Here is an 18,957-nt window from a genome sequence, read left to right on the forward strand (position 1 = left end):
CGCGGACTATTCGCTGGGCGCCGCGTATGCGAACTGGGCCACGTAAAGCCCGTCGTCCCTGCTGACGATCTGGGCGCGTCCGGGGACGGCGCGTTTGGGTTTGACTCGGCCGATGAGCTGGCCTTCGTTGGGGTCGCCGGACAGGAGCACGCCGGTCATGCCGAGGTCCTGGAACGATTGGAGGACCGGGTCGTAGAGGGCGCGGCTGGCGCCGCCGGTGCGGCGGGTGACGATGACGTGCAGGCCGATGTCGCCCGCCTGCGCGAGGTAGGGCACGAGGGGGCGCAGCGGGTTGCCGCGGCTGGTGGCGACGAGGTCGTAGTCGTCGACGAGCACGTACACGTCGGATCCGGTCCACCAGGAGCGGTCGCGCAGCTGCTGCGGCGTGAGGTCGGGTCCGGGCATGCGGGTCTTGAGGTAGTCAGCGAGGTCCTGGAATTGTCCGGTGGCCTGGTCGTCGTTGGTGATGTAGGCGCCGATGTGCGTGTCCGGGATCTGCGCGAGGTTGGCGCGCCGGTAGTCCACCATGAAGATCTTGGCCTTGCCGTCCGGGTATCCGCGCACGATCTCGCGGATGGCGAGTCTGAGGAGGGAGGATTTGCCGGATTTCGCGTCGCCGAACACGTAGAAGTGGGGTTCCTTGCGCAGGTCGAACACGACGGGCGCGAGGGCGCTTTCGTTGATGCCCATGATGAGGCGTCCGCGGGTGAGGAGTTTCGCGGCCTCGGGTTGGCGGAGCACGGCGGACACCATGCGCTCGTAGGGCAGTTCGGTGGGCAGGAGGCGGAGTTTGGGACCGGGTTTGTGGCCTTGTCCCTGCCATGCGGCGTGCACTTTGGCGATGAGGTCGGCCACGCCGTCGGAGACGGTGCCGGCCGCGTGGTCGCCGTCGATGCGCGGCAGGGCGACGAGCATGTGGCGTTTGGCGGGGCTGAGGCCTCGTCCGGGCGCGCCTTTGGGCACGGTGGCGGCGATCTTGCGGTCGATCTGGGAGTCGCCGGGTTCGCCGAGCCGCAGTTCGAGCTTGGTGCCGATGAGGTCGCCGATGTTGGCGCGGATCTCCATCCACCGGTTGGCGCTGAGCATGACGTGCACGCCGAAGGTGAGGCCGCGGGCCACGATCTGCTGGACCTTGGGTTCGAGCTCCTCGTAGTCGCCGCGGAACACGCCCCAGCCGTCGATGACGAGGAACACGTCGCCGTAGCCGTCGTCGACCTGTCCGGCGGCGCGGCGCCTGCGGTAGGTGTCCATGCCGTCGATGCGCTGCGCCTTGAAGAAGCGTTCGCGCGCGTCGATGATGCCGGTGACTTCGGCGATGGTGCGCCGCACCTTCTCCTCCTCGTTGCCGGCGGCCACGCCGGAGACGTGTTCGAGGTCCTCGAGCGGCGTGAAGGTGCCGCCGCCGCAGTCGATGACGAAGAACTGGGTTTCGAGGGGCGTGTGGCTCAGGGCGAGCGAGGTGACGATGGTGCGCAGCATCATGCTCTTGCCGCTGAGCGGACCGCCGACGACGGCCACATGGCCGCCCGCGCCGGACAGGTCGAGCGCCATGACGTCGCGTTTCTGTTCGCGCGGCTTGTCTTCGAGCGCGCAGGGGGCGACGAGCGCGCCCGCCTTGCGCCATCGGGGCGAGACGAGACCGTATTCGCGGGTGACGGCTAGGTCGGGCATGAAGTCGGGGTCGTCGAGCGTGTTCGGTGTGACGAGCGGCGGCAGCCAGACCACGTGCGCCTTGCGCCCGTGGCCGCGCATCTGGTCGACGGCGTATTGGAACGTGGTGGTCTCCCCGTCGAGCCCTTTGGGCACGCCGGACACGTAGGAGGCGCGGAAGCGGGTGATGGTGCCGGCCGGGGTCTTGAGGTAGCCGATGCCGGGCAGACTGGGCAGTTCGTAGGCGTCCGGGATACCGAGCACGGCGCGGGATTCGGATGCGGAGAACGTCTTGAGGCCGATGCGGTAGGAGAGGTGTTCGTCCAGTCCGCGCAGCTTTCCTTGTTCGAGGCGCTGGGAGGCGATAAGCAGGTGCACGCCGAGGGAACGGCCGACGGCGCCGATGCGCACGAACGATTGGACGATGTCCGGTTTGGCTTTGAGCAGCTCGGAGAACTCGTCGACCACGACGAGCAGCGAGGGCAGCGGTTCGAGGTCGGTGCGCCCGCCGTTGGTGCGGGCCTCCTCGTATTCGGTGATGTTGGCGAAGTTGCCGGCGTCCCTCAGGAGCTCCTGCCGGCGGTTGATCTCGCCGTCGAGCGCGTCCTCCATGCGGTCCACGAGGGAGGCTTCCTCGCCGAGGTTGGTGATGATGGACGAGATGTGGGGCATGCCGTCCATGCCGGCGAAGGTGGCGCCGCCTTTGAAGTCGATGAGCACGAAGTTGAGCTGGTCGGGCGAGTGGCTGAGCGCGAGGGAGAGCACGAGGGTGCGCAGCACTTCGGATTTGCCGGAGCCGGTGGCGCCGACGAGCACGCCGTGCGGGCCCATGCCGTGCTGGCCCATCTCCTTGATGTCGAGGTAGGCGGTGCTGGTGTCGTCGTGCAGGCCGATGGGCACGCGCAGGCGTTCCTTGCCGGTGCGGTACGCCCAGAGTTTGGCGAGGTCGATGTGGCGGATGTCCTCGATGCCGAGCAGGTCGGGCAGTTCGGAGGATTTCTTGTGCCCGCCGCCGGCGGTCTGGCCGGATTCGTCCGCCGTTCCCGCGGTGGGCGCGGCCTGGAGGCGTTGGGCCACGGCTTCGGCTTCGCGCACGGTGAGCGCGTCCGGCGTGATTTCGAAGGGTTTGATGGTGGTGGAGAACAGTTCGACGGTGTCCGCCTCGTGGGTTTCGAGGATGTTGAGGCCTTCCTCCACGGTGGTCCGGGAGAAGAGGACGCGCAGGACGTCGTCCTCTTCGAGGTCGTCCCATTGGGCGGGCATGTCGATGACGGTGACGCCGTCGAGCCCGTCCTTGGAGAACAGGCGGGTCTCCTTGGCGAGGGTGTCTGGGTCGAAGCCGTCGTTGACGACGATGAGGTGCGGCGTGATCTCGTAGTCGCCGCCGGTGTACCGGCTGCGGTCGAGGACCTGCTCGCCGACGAGCGTGTCGACGGCGTGCATGTTGGCGGTGACCATGTAGCGGCCGTGTCCCACGGTGGAGGCGAGGATCTCGTGGGGTTCCCGGCCGAGTTCCTCGTTGAGGGCGCGCGTGTGGGGCAGGAGCCTCGTCCATGCCCATTGGTCGATGCGGTCGGCGGAGGAGAGGATGAGGATGCGTAGGTTGTCCATGTCATGCCATGTGGCGGCTTGGCAGAGGATGGCGCGGGCGAGGGATTGCGTGTGGTCGAGGTCGCCGAGGAGCTCCACGCGTTTGAATTTCCGCAGGTTCACCGTGTAGGGCATGTGGCGCAGGGATTCGTGGGCGATCATGAACCGGTGTGCGGCGGATGCGGAGACGGGGTCGAGCTGGGCGAGGGGCGGCAGTTCGGGCGCTTCGAGCGTGATGCAGAGGGGTTCGTCGTGGGTGCCGAACCTGAGGGTCATGAAGTCCTCGTCGGAGGGGATGCGCTCCCAGCGTCGTGCGGGTTCCTCGGCGATGCCGGGCAGCGAGTCCGGCGCTGGCGCGTTCCAGAGGGCGGCGTTGCGTTGTTTGCGTCCGGCGGTGCGGACAGTTTTGCGCAGTCCTGCCAGATAGGTGAGGTATTCACGGCGGGACGCGGTGAGGTTGGCCATGCGCTGGGAGCGTTGGCGGAAGCCGTTGACGACGACGAAGCCGAGCGAGGAGAGCATGAACATGCCGCCGGTGAGGATGCCGGTGAGTCCGGAGTTGGTCATGAGCATCATGACCATGGCGCTGGCGGTGCCGAGGAGGGGTACCAGCGAGGTGAGGAGCGTGTTGACGCCGTCGCTGGGTTCGAGTTCGGGCGGCTGTTGGAGCACCACCTTGCCTTTGGGCGCTTTGGGGCCTTCGAGCCGGTTCTGCTGTGTTTCGGTGGTCATGAGCGACGCCCCCTGCTTTTGGCGGTGATGATGCTGCATCCCATGTCTCCGAGCGTGATGCGCGCGCCGGAGCGGATGGCGTGTCTGACGTGCGGTTGGAGGGTGGTCTCTTCGCCGTCCTCGGCGATGACGCGTGTGCCGTTGGTGCTGCCCAGGTCCGTGATCCACAGGTGGGCGGCGGTGATTTCGAGGCGCGCGTGGCTGCGTGAGACGGTGCCGGTGTGGTCCGGCACGGCGAGTGTGGCGTCTCCCGGCTGTTGGGGCGCGGGTTTGCGGCCGAGCACCACGGTGGAGGGGATGACGAGCGGCTGGCGCGAGCCGTCTTCGAAGTAGATGCTGATGCGTGGTCCACCGTGCTGCGGCGCCGGCGGCGTGGGAACGGCTGCGGCAGCAAACATGGCCGGCGGGACCGGAACGCCGGCCTGTCCGGCGGCGGCCCGGCCGGGTACGGGTGGCGTGGTGGGTGCGGACGGGGCGATGAGTGCGGGCGCGGGCGCGGATGGAACGGCCTGCACGGGCGCTGCCGGCGCCTGGTATGCCATGGCGGGTTCCGGCGCGGCCGGCGTGTCCGGCGTGACGCGGATGTCGAGGGATTCGGAGGAGTCGTCCACATGCCGCATGGCTTCGGAGCGGCGTACTTCGTGGTAGCGCGCATCCTGCGGGTCCCGTACGGTGATGACGCCGGTGACGCGTTGGTGGATGTCCACTTCCACGAGTCCGGCGGCGCGGTCCGCCCATCCCTGGCGCAGTTCGCCGCGGCTGAACAACGGCGAGAGCACGGTGACCACGAGTCCGAGGAGCGCGAGGAGCGTGGATCCGGCGAGCACGAGGTATTTGAGGATGACGCGGCCGCCGCCGGGCAGGATGCCGGCGCGCGGATCCCGTTGGCTTTCGGCGCGTACGGTGCGGATGCCGAAGATGAGTTTGCCGGGGGTGACGCCTCTGGCGCCCTCCCCCACCATGTAGACGATGGCGCATTCCACGGCGACCAGCACGCCCAACGCGATGTTGCGGGCCACGAGGCCGGCGCCTGTCGCGGCCGCGATCAGGAGGATGATGTCGATGCATGCGGCGGCGCATTGTCTGCCGGCGAGGGCCGGCCGGTATCCGGTGACGACCGTTCTGGTGTGCGGAGCGCTGTTGGCGGCGGTGTTCACCATGGCATCCCCCTGAGCAGTTCGAATGTGCCTGCGGCGAGGAACGCGGCCGCGGGCGTGAGCATGGTGGAGGCGAAGCAGAGCGCGTCGCCGATCCGTGAGAGCGCGAGCGAATGGAAGCCGCTGCGTTGGGCGAGCATGCCGTAGCCGATGAGCATGCCCACCACGGCGAAGGTGGCCATGCCGGCCAACGGCGTGACGCTGCCCGCCACGGGCAGGGTCTGTCTGATGTGGGCGAGCCAGACGGCTGCGACGACGAGCGCGGCGGCGCGCATGAGGTACCGTTCGAACGGCCGGCCGGATTGGCGTGGTTTGAGCGTGAGGAAGAGGAACAGCGTGAGGCTGAGCGTGTGGAAGCCGATGCGGTCGAGCAGGGCGCCGTGGTCCATCCATGCGGCCAATGCCAGGTATGCGGATGCGGCGAGCGTCACGGCGAGGCTCAGACCGGCGGCGTATCGGGCGAGGAACGACCGCATGTCCTCGGAGACGTCCTTCGGGGTGAGCACGCGGGCTTCGTCCGGGATGGAGCCGCGCACCGTCCACCGGCGGGTCATGTAGGTGCGCCATTCCACGAGATACCGGTCCGGCACGTGCACCACGATGTTCGGCATGAGCTGGATGGCGCAGACGCCTGCGGCCGTCACTCCCCCGGCGAGGATGGATGCCGGCAGGCCGGCGAGGATGGTTCCGGCGCTGCATATGGCGAGCATGAGCGCGGTGGCGGCGAGCGTTGATGCCACGCCACGCAGGGTGGGGTCCGTGGCGTTCGGAAAGACGAGCGCCGTGTCCGCCACGATCATGCCTGCGGCGCAGAAGACGGCGGTGAGTGCAGGTCTGTCGCCGCCCATAGGTCCGGCCGCGGCGACTCCCGTCCAAGCCGCGAGGCCCGCTCCGGCGAGCAGCGTCCATACGGCCATGCCGGTGTTCCTGAGGACGGCCATGCGGATGGCGATGCGGTTGCAGGCGAGCGCCGCCGCCGCGGTGATGGCGACGACGACGCATGTCCATGCGACGCCCATGCGTGGGGTGCCGCCATGAGCCGCGGACGTGTGGATGAGCATGGCCGTGGCGGCGAAGAGCATGACGAGGAGCGGCGCCACCAGGTTCAGGTCGCGCCGCCGTGTCTCACGCTGCTCATGCTGTGTTCCGGTGGCCATGCTGGTATGGTACGGCCGGCGTGTGCCGGCCGGTACATATATTCCGTCCTATCGCCGTCCGGCGTGTCCGCGGTTGAGTTCCGCTTCCTGGGCGTGGAGTCTGCGCATGCCCTCGTCCAGCTCGGCGCGGCCGTGTGCGGCCTCGTTGTCCGGATCGTCCACGTCTTCGAGGCGGTCCCGCACGAGTCCCATGCTTTTCTCGAGGTAGCCGCGCACTTCGCGGGCTTCGGGCGATTTGTCGATGCCGGCGTAGATGTCGTTCTCGCAGGTCTTGCCCATGTCGATGCGTTGTTGGAGCACCTGCCATGCGTGCCCGTATTCCCCGCTGCGGCGTTTGGATTCGATGTCCTCGTGCTTCTCGGCGATCATCTTGTCCACGCGCGCCTTCTCCTTCTCGAATTTGGCGCGTTGCTCCTTGATCTGTTGGCTCAGGTCGTCCATCTGCTTCATGAACGCTTCGAATTCAGGCGATCCCATGGTCGGCTCCTTGTGCTTCCTGTTGACGTCTCATGTGTTGGGTCAGGCGAACACCACGGTGCCGTCGCGGCCCGCCGGGGTGAATCCGCCGTTGGAACCGGAACCAGAGCCCGAGCCGGAACCGAACGTGGCTTTCACGCCTTCCGATTTGCTGACGAGCTGCTGCATGGTGGAGATGCAGTTCGAGAATCCGGAGAATGCCGTGTACAGGTTGTTGAGGCAGGTGGTGATGTCGTTCGCCCACTGGATGGCCTGGGCAACTTCGGCAGCGCAGGTCACGGCCACGAGGACCGGGCCGGCACCGGGGATGATGAGCTCGCCGGAGATGATCTTCAGCAGGCTGATGATCTCGTCGATGGTGTCGAGGATCAGGTCGAACGCGTTCTGCGCGTTCTCGGCGAGCGCGTTCAACGCCTGCGACATCTCGGTGCAGGGGGCGCAGCCTTCGCCGGCCACCTCGCCCACGGCGTCGTTGCGTTCCTTGAACATGTCCGCCGCGCAACCGCACCAGGATTCCTCGTTCACGTTGCTGGACATGTTCTGTATGGCGGTCTGCACGCCGGTCAGGGAGGATGCGAGTGCGTCCCATTTGGCCGCGGTCTCCTTGAGTTCGTCCCAGTCGCCGAAGAACGGCTTCTTCACCCATTCGTCCACGATGCTGAAGCCGAACAGGGTCTTGGAGACGAAGTCCACCACGGCCACGGCCATGCGCACGTTGGCGATGCCGTTGCTGATTGCCTCGTTCATCCCCTTCGCGGTTTTTTGGATGGTACTGACGTTCTTGCTCACCTCCTCGGAGGCATTCCCGATTTCCTTGGAGACATCACCTATCTTCAGTTTTTTCAAGCCAAGGTCCGTCAGCAGTCCGTTGACGATCGGTCCCGTCTTCAACGGCCCGATGGTGGGGCTCAGCGCGCTGGTCAGTTTGCCCAGTTCGTGGGTTTTGGCGAATTCACCCAGGTTTTGGGCGAATTTGAGGTCGCGATGCACTTCGTCCAGGTTGTCCGGCGTATCGTAGCCGAGCCGTCCGATGCGGATGTCGTTTTCGGAGCCTTCGGGGACTACGGTCTCGTCCTTGTCCGGCACGTCGTAGCTGAAGGGTCCGATCGAGATGTCGTTGCCGGAACCGTCGTCTTTGGCCATCAGGCGAACCTCCTCGGGGTGGTGGGCATGGTGATGTCGGTGCGTTCGGGCAGGGTCATGAGGTCGCGGTCGGCGTAGAGCGCCTGCAGCTCCTCTGCGGAGCGTCCGAGCGGGTCGTTGCGGGAGATGTTCTCCCAGACGTTGGCTTCGGCTTCCTGCCTGATTTTCTCGTAGGCGGCTTCGGAGTCGCCGATGCGCACGACGGCGTCGTAGTCGCCGTCGCTGTCGAAGTCGATGGCGGCGTATTCGCCGTCCTCGTGGTCGAAGACGCTGATGCGCGAGTCGTCGCCCGCGTCAGGGGTGAGGGCGATGTCGTCGGTGCCGTCGTGGTCGGCGTCCACGGTGAACGATCCGCCCTTGCCGTTCTGCGTCTCATCCGCTCCGGGAGGCAGCGGCACGGTGGAGGTGTCCTGTTTGCCGAGGGTGACGGACCCGTCGGCGTTCACGGTGACGTGTGTGTTCCCGTCGGTGGCGTTCAGCGAATAATCGTCCGTGGCGTCGCCGTCGGTGTCGAGACCGAGGCTGGAGGTGGTGTCGCGACCGGTGCCGGGAGTGGTGGTTCCTCCGGGCGTCGAGCCATGACCGGTGCCGTTCGTACCGCCGGGAGTGGTGGTCGACGTGTCCGGCGGCAGGGGCACGCCGTTCGTGCCGCCGTTGGAGGCCCCTCCGTCCGGCAGCGTGGTGTAGCCGGGGGTTTGCCCGTCCTGCGTGGAGACGGATGCGCTCCCGCCGGTGGAGCTTCCGCCAGCACCTCCTGCACCGCCGCCCGCGGTGGGCGTGCCGCCGCTGAGGTCTGCTTGCTGAAGCGGCTGGTATTGGGATGAATCATCGCCAGACGAACCGGAACCACCACTGGAACCGGAGCCACCGGAACCGGATCCTCCTCCGCTGCCGGAGCCGCCGCCATAGCTTCCTCCTCCACCGGAGCCACCGGTGCCGCCGGTGGAGGAGCCGCTGCCGCCGTCACTCGTGCCTTCGTTGTCGGAGCCGCCGCCGTTCTCCTGGTTCCCCTTGATTTCCTCGAGTTCCTTGAGGATCTTGTTGAGCAGGTCGATGATCTTCTGCTCGGTGTCTTCGCCGTCCTGGGCCGTTCCCTGCACGGCGCCGGAGATGGAGTCGAGCATGGATTCGATGTTGTCCAGATACGTCACCGTGGAGCTCTTGGCCGTCTCATATGCCGGAGCCACGAAGCTGAGGAGTATGCCGAAGTTCGGGCTTCCGGAGCCTTCGAACTGCGCTTTCGCGCTGGCGAACTCGTTGGCCGCTTGACTGAAGGAATCGGATACGGTCCCTAAATCGTCAGGGTCCATTTGCATAAGCGATGCCGCCATATTGCCCCCTTGCTCTTCCCCTGCGGTTCCCTTGCTTGGTTCGATTATCGTCGACCCATTACAACATTGTCACCATCCATTCTGCCACGTGGAACGAATACGTCAATGTTTCCCGAAGATTCTTTTAACGGATGCCGTATGTTTCCGTTGCGTTCTCCCCATACGTCAGGCCGCCCGAATAAATCCACATACCGTAATGCGCGCCACGCGGATCGCCCGGCAACGGAAACCGCGGATCACACTGATCAGGCCACCCCACCGGCCCCATGAACGGAGCCGGCAACTCCCGACGCAACTGCTCGTAGTACACGCGATACGCACGGAACAACTCCAACTCGATATACGGCTGAGGCTGAAAGTACGAGACCTTCGGTTCCAAGTCCCCCCAGTGCTCCACGTTGATCCACAAGTGGAGCACACCCCGATAGATGATGAACGCGGGCTTGTGCGGGAACATGTTCATCAGCCGCAACATCTCCTGTGAGCAACGCCCGTTGATCAACGGCGCGAACGGCACCCACTCCGTCTCACCGATACTGCACGCCCCATACGCGATCAAATCCCTATCCAACGTAAGCGGAAACGGAGCCTTCAACACCCACACCGTAAAAGTACGGCCTAATGGCTTCACCGGCACATATCCTTCCAACGTGACATCGTCACTTTGGCTGGGACGAATCATCACCAAGTCGATCAACCAGCCAGCACGCGCCCTGTAATAGGGGAAACTTATATTGCCTTGTTTGGTCCTCCCGTGTTCATCGTTCCATGGCCAATCACGACCGGACACACACATGTAGAAGAGCCATGCAGGGAGGCTAAACCCCGGGAACGCATCGCCACGCAATGAACCCGTTGGATACGTCCACCCTCGGTCTTCCGGGTCGAACGGGTCCTCGCGTGTGCGGAAACTCAACCGTCCACCGGCAGGAACACGCGTCATCACACACCACCCTTTCCGGACACGCCAGCATGCCGCAAACCGGCACCATACGTTGTGTCCAACGTGTTCTCCCCGTACGTCAGGCCGCCCGAGTAGATCCACATGCCGTAATGGGCGCCACGCGGATCGCCCGGCAACGGAAACCGCGGATCGCACTGATCAGGCCAACACACCGGACCCATGAACGGAGCCGGCAACTCCCGGCGCAGCTGCTCGTAGTACACGCGATACGCACGGAACAGCTCCAACTCGATATACGGCTGAGGGTCCAATTGCGATACCTTCGGCTCGATATGCCGCCAATGCTCGACATTGACCCACACATATAACCAACCCCTACAAATGATGAACGCCGGCTTGTGGGGGAACATGTTCATCAACCGCAGCATCTCCATGGAACACCTGCCGTTGATCAACGGCGCGAACGGCACCCACTCCGTCTCACCGATACTGCACGCCGCATACGCGATGAGCTGGTCGTCCAGCGTGACGGGGAACGGCGCACGCAATATGTCTACAAAAAATAATCCACCCAACGATGCATGCACCGGGTAGTAACCATCCTGGTCCGAGGCGCGACCGCCTCTTGCCGAGTTCAGATTCTGCATATATCCATTCATCCACCCATCACGAATCTTCTTTCGTCTTAAGCTTCCGCCATATTTTTTGATTCGTCCCCGACTGTCATACCACGGGCGTTCACGACCGGAGATACACATGAACGACAACCACGACGGCAATCCAAACGGGAATAACTGTTTTGCCGTATCATCAACACGCTTCCAGCCACGCTCGCGGTAGTCGAACGGGTCCTCGCATGTGCGGAAACTGAACCGTCCACCAGCAGGAACACGCGCCATCACGCACCACCCTTCCCGTACACGCCAGCATGCTGCGGACAAATACCATACGTCGCCTTCAACACGTTCTCTCCATACGTCAGGCCGCCCGAGTAGATCCACATGCCGTAATGGGCTCCACGAGGATCACCAGGCAACGGAAACCGCGGATCGCACTGATCCGGCCACCACACCGGACCCATATACGGCTGAGCCAACTCCCGACGCAGCTGCTCGTAGTACACGCGATACGCACGGAACAACTCCAACTCGATATACGGCTGCGGCGAATAGTACGAAATCCTCGGCTCGACCTGACCCCAGTGCTCCACGTTGATCCACAGGTGGAGCACACCCTGATAGATGATGAACGCCGGCTTGTGCGGGAACATGTTCATCAGCCGTAGCATCTCCCGCGAACACCTGCCGTTGATCAACGGCGCGAACGGCACCCACTCCGTCTCACCGATGCTGCACGCCGCATACGCGATGAGCTGCTGGTCCAGAGTGACGGGAAACGGCGCACGCAGCAGCACCGGGGTGCAACGTCTTCCCAGTTTCGGTATCACCGGGTGATAGCCGCGCCCGTAGTAACCGCTCGCATCATATGAACAGTCCATGTTCGGGAACACTCCCAAAGACCATTCGTCCCGTTTCTGCGTGTCAGGAAGCGGCAGCAACAACCCTTTCTCGATATTGCCGAGCCAGCTGCGCCATGGATTCTCCTGACCGGACACGCACATCCACATCAGCCATTGCGGAATGAGAATGCTGTGCCGTCCGCTGGTCGAATACGACTCGTCGGCGTCGCGCCAGCCACGATCCCTCCTGTCGAACGGATCCTCGATGTATTTGTGGATGAAATTCCACGATAAATCCAAGCGCGCCATGGCTCAACGATAGTCCATTCCCGTACCGGCCCCGGAGCGGCGTACGTGCTTCCGACTGCCCGTCCCGGCATGCGGGACCGGCAGTGATGTCATGGAATGGCGACCGAACGAACGCCATCGCTCCCGAACCGTGGGAACGGCTTTCGTCCGGCCGCCTGCTTCAAGACGTCCTGTCACATCTCGTCTGGGCGCTTGCGCCGGCCGGCCATGGCCGCCAGCGGTTTGGCTTCGAATTCCTCGTCGTCCTCCAGGACGGGAGCGATGTAGCCGAGCCCGCGGCGCTTCTGCTTCTTGCCGTTGCCGGCTCCGCCCTGACCGCCCATCATGCCGGGTGCGCCGGTGCGTGCGCCCGCACCGGATGCGGCAGATGCTCCGGCCGTGTTCGCGGATTGCAGGCCGCTGGCCATGCCGGTGGCGCCCTTCAACGAGGAGGACGATGCGATGGTCGCGTGGACGGGCGTGTTCGCATAGTAGGAGCCGACGCCGCCTGCGCCACCCACGGCGGCGAGTCCGACGCCACCTCCGGAGACGCCCATGCCGGCTGCCGCCCCGGACAGGCCGGCGCCGCCGGCGGATCCGGACAATCGTCCGGCCGCCAAGGCACCGCCCACACCCACTCCGGCGCCGACGCCGGCGGCGCCGGCGATCTTACCGAAGCCGGTGCCGCCGTGCAGCCCGGATTGCGAGCTATCCACGGCGACGGAGTCGTCATCCTTGCGCACCCACTTGTGGGTCACCGGATCGTACACGTAGTCGCCGTATTCGGTGCGTCCGGAACCGTTGGAGCCCGCACCGCCTCCGTTCGGAGAGGAGCCCGACCCGTTGGTTCCGCCGTTGGAGGAGCCGGTGCCTGCGCTTGGGGGCGCCGGCACCGGGTGCGCGGAGACGTAACCGCCGGCCACGCCGGCTCCGGCCGTTCCTGTGGCACCACCCGAAACCGCGGATGCCACGCCTCCGGAGACGCCGGATGCCCGCGACAACGCCACGGCTCCGGCTCCGCCGGCGATGGCCGCGCCGCCACCGATCAGCGAGCCGATGGATTGTGAGGATGAGCCGCCGCCATGTTCCTCGTCATCATGCGGATCGGGCCATGGAATCGGCTGCTTCGCAGCGGGAGGATCTACGATGGGAATGGAGCTACCCTTAAACTTTTTCTTATCTGCAATATCCTGTACTTTGTCCAGTTCTTGCGCAGCAACATCATTACGATTTGTAGCCAACAACCGGTTAATCATATTCACACCGGCGATTCCGGCGATGCCGGTTATCTTGCCGAGTCCGGGCACCACGCAATCCAACGGTTCAGTCGCATTCATGATTGCCTGCTGGGACTCCTCATCCAATGCATCCCCCGGCAATGAAACATTCTGGGCGGCATGGATGGCGGCATTGTAGCTGCAGATCTTCTCTTTGATTTGAAGGACTTGCCCGTCAATGTCGACATTGCGTATCGCGGCGATGATGTTCTCGCAGTACTCCTGCGCTTGCCGCTTCGCCTGACATTCGAATACGCCCTTTTCGCTTAGCCGACTAGTGATGTCTGACAAGCTTTGTGAAACGTCACTCACCGCCTGCACGTACTGGGTTACTTCAGTTGGCATCGACCATTCAGGCGTCTGCGCTATCGTCGCAAGATCCTTCTCAGGATTGCCGCTACCCATCGTGGTTGTTTTCACAGGCATTCGAAGCCCCTTTCTTTCATAACCGTGTTATCAATTTCATGCTGACTAACGAGGAACATGCTTGCTCAATACCGGTGGAGCAAATAGCTGAGGCTTCTGAGACGCAGTTTCCCTTGAATAATTGGCTGGAGAATACGGGTTGGGGCCAGAGCCCGGCGCATCGCCATAAGGCGATGGAACGGCTGGACCTTGCGGCAACCGGCGTGGAGCCGTGGGAGCGTTGACGCCCGGTCGTCCGGTCATGGGAGGCATGGGAGGAGCAGGCGGCATGGGCGGGGCACCGGGGCCACTGTTCCCCGGACCGCCGTGACGGCCACGATTCCGCTTCCGCCTCGCAAGCACCACCGCCAGCACGACGCCACCGACCGCAAGCACCAGGGCGCCGGCACCACCGCCCACGGCCCACCAGAACCACGAAGGAAGACCGGACGAGACAGCCTTGCCACCACCCGTGTCCGGCAACGGCGTCGACTTGTCCGCCTCATCCGCCGTGTTCGTCGCCGAATACCGCATGCAATCCGAACCCCCGTCGGCACGGCACTGCTCCACCCGCTTCCACGCCTTCACCTGACGGTCCAACTCCTGACCGACCAGCTCCGCCTCCTTCGGCACACGAATCGTACGTTCGCCGTTGTCTCCGTCGAACGGATCGGTCTCACCGTAGGAATAATCTTCCCAGTCGGCGTGGCTGGTGTACATCCCCTTAGTCTCCTCATGCTTCTCGCTGGTCTCCACCTGCCATTGGAGAATAGGATTGATGTCCGGATACTGGGTCGGATCCACCTCGAGCAGCTTCCCCAAATCCACCTCGCCGAACCCGCGTTTGTGCTCCGGATCCAGCTTCGCCTCACCCGAATCATTCCCCTTCGTATTCCGGATCAGGGACTGCAGAATCTGATTGCCCGTCGCCTCAGGCCACCGCGACATCACCAACGCCAGATACCCCGACAAGACCGCCGTAGCCACAGAGGTGCCGCCCCCCATAATCTGAGGCGCTTTGTCCTCGGCCTTGTTGTAGCGCAGCACATCCACACCGGGAGACAACGTCGTCACGTTACCGTCCATCACATCCGTGGACTTGTCGATGTTCCCATCCCGGTCCACCATATTCGTCACCACCTGGCCGGGAAACTCATTCATGGCCCCGGGCTTGCCCACCAGATCCTTGGTCCCCTTCACCGGATCGTTGCCACGCCCCGTCACCATGATCACCCCATGACGAACCGCATACAGAATGGACGGGACTCCCAACCCGGTTATATTCTGATCGATGGATAGACTGATAATTCGCGCCCCGCCCTCAGCAGCAGCACGGATGGAATCAGGCCCGCTTATCGGTGCGTCATCCGAATCCATACAAGGGACAATCACCCCATCCAACAACCCTGTCGTTGCAAATCCCTTGGCATACGAGGTCACGCTCGCTTTCGGCGCGGAACCCAAGACCCCCGGGTTGCCGTCATATCCCTGGCCGTTGCCCACGATGAACGCCATCATGTTCGTCCCATGCGTCGTATAGATACCACCATCACCGGCCTTACGACCCGCATTATCCGCCTTGATGGTTCGACGCCCAGTGACTATATCTCCGTTATACTCTTTGGAGGTTGAGCACGAGTCACCATGTTTGATAGCGGCCTTGAACGACACATCGGCACCCGCATACCCCGGATAATTCGAAATCATCTCGTCATCTACCACCGCGACCTTCACGCCCTCGCCGGTGATCCCCTGCGCCCACGCGTCACGAACCCCCGTGTCGTCCACATACCAATACCCAGGGCTATCTGCGGCCACCGCCGACGGCACACACAACGCACCCGCCGCAACCACCGCCACAACACCCATCACCAAACGACGCACCACACCAGCCACACGACCACCAGCCATCAACACACCTCCACAACAACACGACCAATCACATCAACGACAACACGCATGTCAACCCGCATACGCACCACCACCATAAGGAGACGGAACGGTCGGACCTTGCGACAACCGGCCGGGAACTGCAGGAGCGTTGACGCCCGGTCGTCCGGTCATGGGAGGCATGGGCGGTACAGGCGGCACGGGGGGAACACCGGGGCCACTGTTCCCCGGACCGCCATGACGGCCACGGCTCCGCCTCCGCTTCGCAAGCACCACCGCCAACACGACACCACCGGCCACGAGCATCGCTGCGCCCACGCCGCCGCCCACGGCCCAGCCGAACCAGGACGGAAGCGTCCCGTAGGTACGACCGCCCCGCGTATAACCGGTGTCCGGCAGCGGCGTCGACTTGTCCGCCTCATCCGCCGTGTTCGTCGCCGAATACCGCATACAGTCCGAACCCCCGTCGGCACGGCACTGCTCCACCTTCTTCCATGCCTTCACCTGACGGTCCAGCTCCTGGCCCACCAGCTCCGCCTCCTTCGGCACACTGATGGGCCATTCGCCATCGTCGCCGTCGAACGGATCCGTCTGGCCATAGGAATAGTCCTTCCAGTCGGCGTGGCTGGTATACATGCCGCGGGTCTCCTCATGCTTCTCACTGGTCTCCACCTGCCATTGGAGAATCGGGTTGATGTCCGGATACTGGGTCGGATCCACCTCGAGCAGCCTTCTCAAATCCACCTCGCCGAACCCGCGCCTGTGCTCCGGATCCAGCTTCGCCTCACCCGAATCATTCCCCTTCGTATTCCGGATCAGGGACTGCAGCACCTGATTGCCCGTCGCCTCAGGCCACCGCGACAACACCAACGCCAGATACCCCGACAGAATCGCCGTGGCGGACGATGTGCCGCCCCCCGACACCTTGGGCTCCTTATCACCGGTGTCACCATACCTCAGCACGTCCACGCCCGGTGAAAGCACCACGACGTTCCCGTCCATCACATCCGTGGACCTGTCGATGTTCCCGTCCCGGTCCACCATGTTCACCACGACCTGCCCCGGAAACTCGTTGATTGTCTCCGGTTTGCCCACCAAATCCCGGGTACCCTCGACCGGATCGTTACCACGTGGTGTCACCATGATCACCCCATGACGAACCGCATACATGAGGTAGGGAATCTCGGCCGAGTTACCGGACATCGACATGCTGACAATCCTGGCTCCAGCCTTGGCCGCCTGCTGAATCGAAAAACTATTACTCAGCGAGTCCTTGTCCTCGTCAATGCACGGCACAGGAATGCCGCCTTCCATGAGTCCAGGAGTCGGGAAGCCTTTGGCATAGAACACAACGCTCGCCTTCGGCGCGGAACCCAAGACCCCCGGGTTGCCGTCATACCCCTGGCCGTTGCCCACAATGAACGCCATCATGTTCGTCCCATGCGTCGTATAGATACCACCATCACCGGCCTTTCGATCGGAATCGGTTTTGGTCATTGTTCGCTTTCCCTGAACCTTTATCTCCTGATAGGAATCGTCCGCTGTGCAGGAGTTACCATGCACGATTTCAGCCTTGTATTCAGTTTTAACCCCAGCGAATCCTGGATAGTCTGATACCGCTTGATCGTCCACCACCGCGACCTTCACGCCCTCGCCGGTGACCCCCTGCGCCCACGCGTCACGAACCCCCGTGTCATCCACATACCAATACCCCGGACTATCCGCGGCCACCGCCGACGGCACACACAACGCACCCGCCGCAACCACCGCCACAACACCCATCACCAGCCGACGCACCACACCAGCCACACGACCACCAGCGCTGAAAGACACCGTCCGGCGAGTCCGTGGCGTCATCGCCACGAGGCCCGCCGTAGAGCGGCGGCACACGACGGCAAGCCGTCGGAGCCTTCCCCCGAAGTCCTTGTCACCGGCGTTCGCGCCGGTCCCCTTCACCATCATCGCACCACATCGCCCAAACGGCAACGTCACGCCACGGCGGGTGGCGCCGGCGGGTCGGGCGGCAGCGGCACGGACGTCACATCATCGGCGTCCTCGACGTTGTCCGCCAGACTCAGCCCGAACAGGTCGTCCAACGGCTTGAGTACCTCACGCAGCGTGTCGCGGGCCTGATCGCTTTCGAACTTCGCATCCGAAGCCTGCTCCACCGCGGCCTGCGAGGCCGCCAACGTCGCCTGTTGCGCCTGCTCGCCCTCCTCGAGCTCGGCGATCGCCTTCACCAGACCGTCCGCGTACTTGCCGGCGGTGGCGTTCAGGTTCCTGCGCGACTCGCCGAACTTCTCGGCGACCTGCTTGAAATAGTCCTCCATGTCCCGTTCGAAGAAATTCGGATCGCTGCGGACGGTGCCGTCCCAGTGGCCTCCCACGCCATCCTGCACGTCCTTGCCGGCGGCCAGCATGTTCGCGGCCTCCGCACGCACCTTGTCGCCTTCCACATGAATGTCGCCCGTGGCCATCGCCGTCTCCCTTCCGGACATCCCATCATCCTCATGCGCGTCCGTCGCCGGCGCGCGGATGGAGAACCGGCTTCCGGACGGGCGTCGCCCCTCCCGGAAAGCCGGTCCCCACTACGCGATGCACGGCCCATGCCTCAGCAGCATGAGAGGCCAGGCCGTCGCATCGTCAGAAACGCTGCGCCGAACGGTTGTCCGACTCCACGTACTGCTGCGCGATCTGCGACGTGGCCTGGGAGATCTGACCCAGAATCTGGTTCATCTCCTGCAGCTTGTTCGTCCAATCGGTCTGCGCGCGGTGATACGCCTCCTGCGCGGCGCCATCCCACTGGTCGATGAGGCTGCGCACTTCGGAATCCAACGTGTCCAGCTCCTGGGCGATGCCCTGCGCGTCATTGGCGATGTCGCTGGACAGCGTGTCCACCATCTGCGGACGAACGGAAATGGAACCCACCATAATATGCTCCTTACGAACCCTGACTGATGATTGTTCGATCGTCCGCGGCTCAGCCGAGCAGCGCCTGCAGACGGTTGGTGCGGGACTGGTTGTCCTCCTCGTTGGCCGCCTGGTCCTTGGCCGTGCCGCGCAGGTTGTCGCGCAGATCGTTCAGGATACGGTTCAGGGAGTTGGCCTTCTCCTGCCAGTTCGTCATCAGCGTGTTGTACGAGGTGGCCGCGTCGCCGCTCCAGAACGAGCCGAGCTCCGCCATCTTGGACTCGATGTCCTTGATGCGATGATCGATGCCGGTACGGGCGTTCTCCACGGCCACGGCGCCCTTCTCAAGCGCACCTTCGCCAGCTGCAATCTTTTCCGCCATGTGTGCATCCCTTCATTGAGTGCGTTATCCGATGTCGCTGCGGCGGATGATGACAAATCCTCAGGCCGCTTCGCCCTTCCCCAAGAAAACCACCATGGTTCCGGCGGGACGCGCCCTTGGCTCTCTCTTCACCATATACAACGATGGTTTTCATCATACGCCCAGAAACCAACGCGTCAATGATTTCTCCTGAATTTCACGTGAA

The 18,957-nt window shown here is 63.9% G+C and carries 15 protein-coding genes; all 15 read right to left on the reverse strand.

The features are described from left to right. Positions 1-6: 6 nt before the first annotated feature. Positions 7-3,972, reverse strand: a complete 3,966-nt coding sequence (eccCa, locus tag JS531_RS03635) for a type VII secretion protein EccCa (protein WP_240542013.1) — start codon at positions 3,970-3,972, stop codon at positions 7-9. Beyond that, the gene (locus JS531_RS03640; RefSeq protein WP_214312800.1) at positions 3,969-5,132 is read right to left on the reverse strand and encodes an FHA domain-containing protein; all 1,164 of its coding nucleotides are present in this window, start codon (positions 5,130-5,132) and stop codon (positions 3,969-3,971) included. The genes eccCa and JS531_RS03640 overlap by 4 nt, the downstream gene beginning before the upstream one ends. Continuing rightward, the gene (locus tag JS531_RS03645) at positions 5,126-6,286 is read right to left on the reverse strand and encodes a hypothetical protein (RefSeq protein ID WP_214312803.1); all 1,161 of its coding nucleotides are present in this window, start codon (positions 6,284-6,286) and stop codon (positions 5,126-5,128) included. The genes JS531_RS03640 and JS531_RS03645 overlap by 7 nt, the downstream gene beginning before the upstream one ends. A 48-nt stretch (positions 6,287-6,334) precedes the next feature. Further along, complete coding sequence (locus JS531_RS03650; RefSeq protein WP_214312805.1) at positions 6,335-6,763, reverse strand: hypothetical protein; 429 nt, start codon at positions 6,761-6,763, stop codon at positions 6,335-6,337. A 42-nt stretch (positions 6,764-6,805) separates the two neighbouring features. Next, positions 6,806-7,906, reverse strand: coding sequence for a hypothetical protein (locus tag JS531_RS03655; RefSeq protein ID WP_214312807.1), 1,101 nt, complete (start codon positions 7,904-7,906; stop codon positions 6,806-6,808). Then, positions 7,906-9,222 (reverse strand): hypothetical protein, encoded by a 1,317-nt coding sequence (locus tag JS531_RS03660; RefSeq protein WP_214312809.1) that lies wholly within the window; start codon positions 9,220-9,222, stop codon positions 7,906-7,908. The genes JS531_RS03655 and JS531_RS03660 overlap by 1 nt, the downstream gene beginning before the upstream one ends. A 139-nt stretch (positions 9,223-9,361) precedes the next feature. Then, positions 9,362-10,180, reverse strand: a complete 819-nt coding sequence (locus tag JS531_RS03665) for a hypothetical protein (RefSeq protein ID WP_214312811.1) — start codon at positions 10,178-10,180, stop codon at positions 9,362-9,364. Further along, positions 10,180-11,040 (reverse strand): hypothetical protein, encoded by an 861-nt coding sequence (locus JS531_RS03670; RefSeq protein WP_214312813.1) that lies wholly within the window; start codon positions 11,038-11,040, stop codon positions 10,180-10,182. The genes JS531_RS03665 and JS531_RS03670 overlap by 1 nt, the downstream gene beginning before the upstream one ends. Beyond that, positions 11,040-11,909, reverse strand: a complete 870-nt coding sequence (locus JS531_RS03675; RefSeq protein ID WP_214312815.1) for a hypothetical protein — start codon at positions 11,907-11,909, stop codon at positions 11,040-11,042. The genes JS531_RS03670 and JS531_RS03675 overlap by 1 nt, the downstream gene beginning before the upstream one ends. Positions 11,910-12,082: 173 nt before the next feature. After that, positions 12,083-13,591, reverse strand: a complete 1,509-nt coding sequence (locus JS531_RS03680; protein WP_214312817.1) for a hypothetical protein — start codon at positions 13,589-13,591, stop codon at positions 12,083-12,085. 45 nt (positions 13,592-13,636) lie between these two features. After that, positions 13,637-15,481, reverse strand: a complete 1,845-nt coding sequence (locus JS531_RS03685) for a S8/S53 family peptidase (RefSeq protein ID WP_214312818.1) — start codon at positions 15,479-15,481, stop codon at positions 13,637-13,639. A gap of 51 nt (positions 15,482-15,532) precedes the next feature. Continuing rightward, positions 15,533-17,269 carry a S8/S53 family peptidase gene (locus tag JS531_RS03690; protein ID WP_214312819.1) on the reverse strand — a complete coding sequence of 579 codons (1,737 nt, stop codon included), beginning with the start codon at positions 17,267-17,269 and terminating at the stop codon, positions 15,533-15,535. A 179-nt stretch (positions 17,270-17,448) separates the two neighbouring features. Beyond that, complete coding sequence (locus JS531_RS03695; RefSeq protein ID WP_214312822.1) at positions 17,449-17,937, reverse strand: hypothetical protein; 489 nt, start codon at positions 17,935-17,937, stop codon at positions 17,449-17,451. Positions 17,938-18,103: 166 nt separating this feature from the next. Continuing rightward, a complete protein-coding gene (locus JS531_RS03700; RefSeq protein WP_214312824.1) occupies positions 18,104-18,391 on the reverse strand; it encodes a WXG100 family type VII secretion target in 288 nt (95 codons plus the stop codon). Between the two features lie 49 nt (positions 18,392-18,440). Continuing rightward, positions 18,441-18,752 carry a WXG100 family type VII secretion target gene (locus JS531_RS03705; RefSeq protein WP_214312826.1) on the reverse strand — a complete coding sequence of 104 codons (312 nt, stop codon included), beginning with the start codon at positions 18,750-18,752 and terminating at the stop codon, positions 18,441-18,443. Positions 18,753-18,957 lie beyond the last annotated feature (205 nt).

This window comes from Bifidobacterium sp. CP2 (assembly GCF_018555635.1).
Taxonomy (GTDB): Bacteria; Actinomycetota; Actinomycetes; order Actinomycetales; family Bifidobacteriaceae; genus Bifidobacterium; species Bifidobacterium saguinibicoloris.

Bases quoted from the DNA above. Each gene is read 5' to 3' on its own strand.
- JS531_RS03655 (WP_214312807.1), bottom strand. From the start codon at position 7,906: ATGGCCAAAGACGACGGTTCCGGCAACGACATCTCGATCGGACCCTTC.
- JS531_RS03670 (WP_214312813.1), bottom strand. From the start codon at position 11,040: ATGGCGCGTGTTCCTGCTGGTGGACGGTTCAGTTTCCGCACATGCGAG.
- JS531_RS03645 (WP_214312803.1), bottom strand. From the start codon at position 6,286: ATGGCCACCGGAACACAGCATGAGCAGCGTGAGACACGGCGGCGCGAC.
- JS531_RS03680 (WP_214312817.1), bottom strand. From the start codon at position 13,591: ATGCCTGTGAAAACAACCACGATGGGTAGCGGCAATCCTGAGAAGGAT.
- JS531_RS03675 (WP_214312815.1), bottom strand. From the start codon at position 11,909: ATGGCGCGCTTGGATTTATCGTGGAATTTCATCCACAAATACATCGAG.
- JS531_RS03660 (WP_214312809.1), bottom strand. From the start codon at position 9,222: ATGCAAATGGACCCTGACGATTTAGGGACCGTATCCGATTCCTTCAGT.
- JS531_RS03665 (WP_214312811.1), bottom strand. From the start codon at position 10,180: ATGACGCGTGTTCCTGCCGGTGGACGGTTGAGTTTCCGCACACGCGAG.
- JS531_RS03700 (WP_214312824.1), bottom strand. From the start codon at position 18,391: ATGGTGGGTTCCATTTCCGTTCGTCCGCAGATGGTGGACACGCTGTCC.
- eccCa (WP_240542013.1), bottom strand. From the start codon at position 3,972: ATGACCACCGAAACACAGCAGAACCGGCTCGAAGGCCCCAAAGCGCCC.
- JS531_RS03650 (WP_214312805.1), bottom strand. From the start codon at position 6,763: ATGGGATCGCCTGAATTCGAAGCGTTCATGAAGCAGATGGACGACCTG.
- JS531_RS03685 (WP_214312818.1), bottom strand. From the start codon at position 15,481: ATGGCTGGTGGTCGTGTGGCTGGTGTGGTGCGTCGTTTGGTGATGGGT.
- JS531_RS03705 (WP_214312826.1), bottom strand. From the start codon at position 18,752: ATGGCGGAAAAGATTGCAGCTGGCGAAGGTGCGCTTGAGAAGGGCGCC.
- JS531_RS03695 (WP_214312822.1), bottom strand. From the start codon at position 17,937: ATGGCCACGGGCGACATTCATGTGGAAGGCGACAAGGTGCGTGCGGAG.
- JS531_RS03640 (WP_214312800.1), bottom strand. From the start codon at position 5,132: ATGGTGAACACCGCCGCCAACAGCGCTCCGCACACCAGAACGGTCGTC.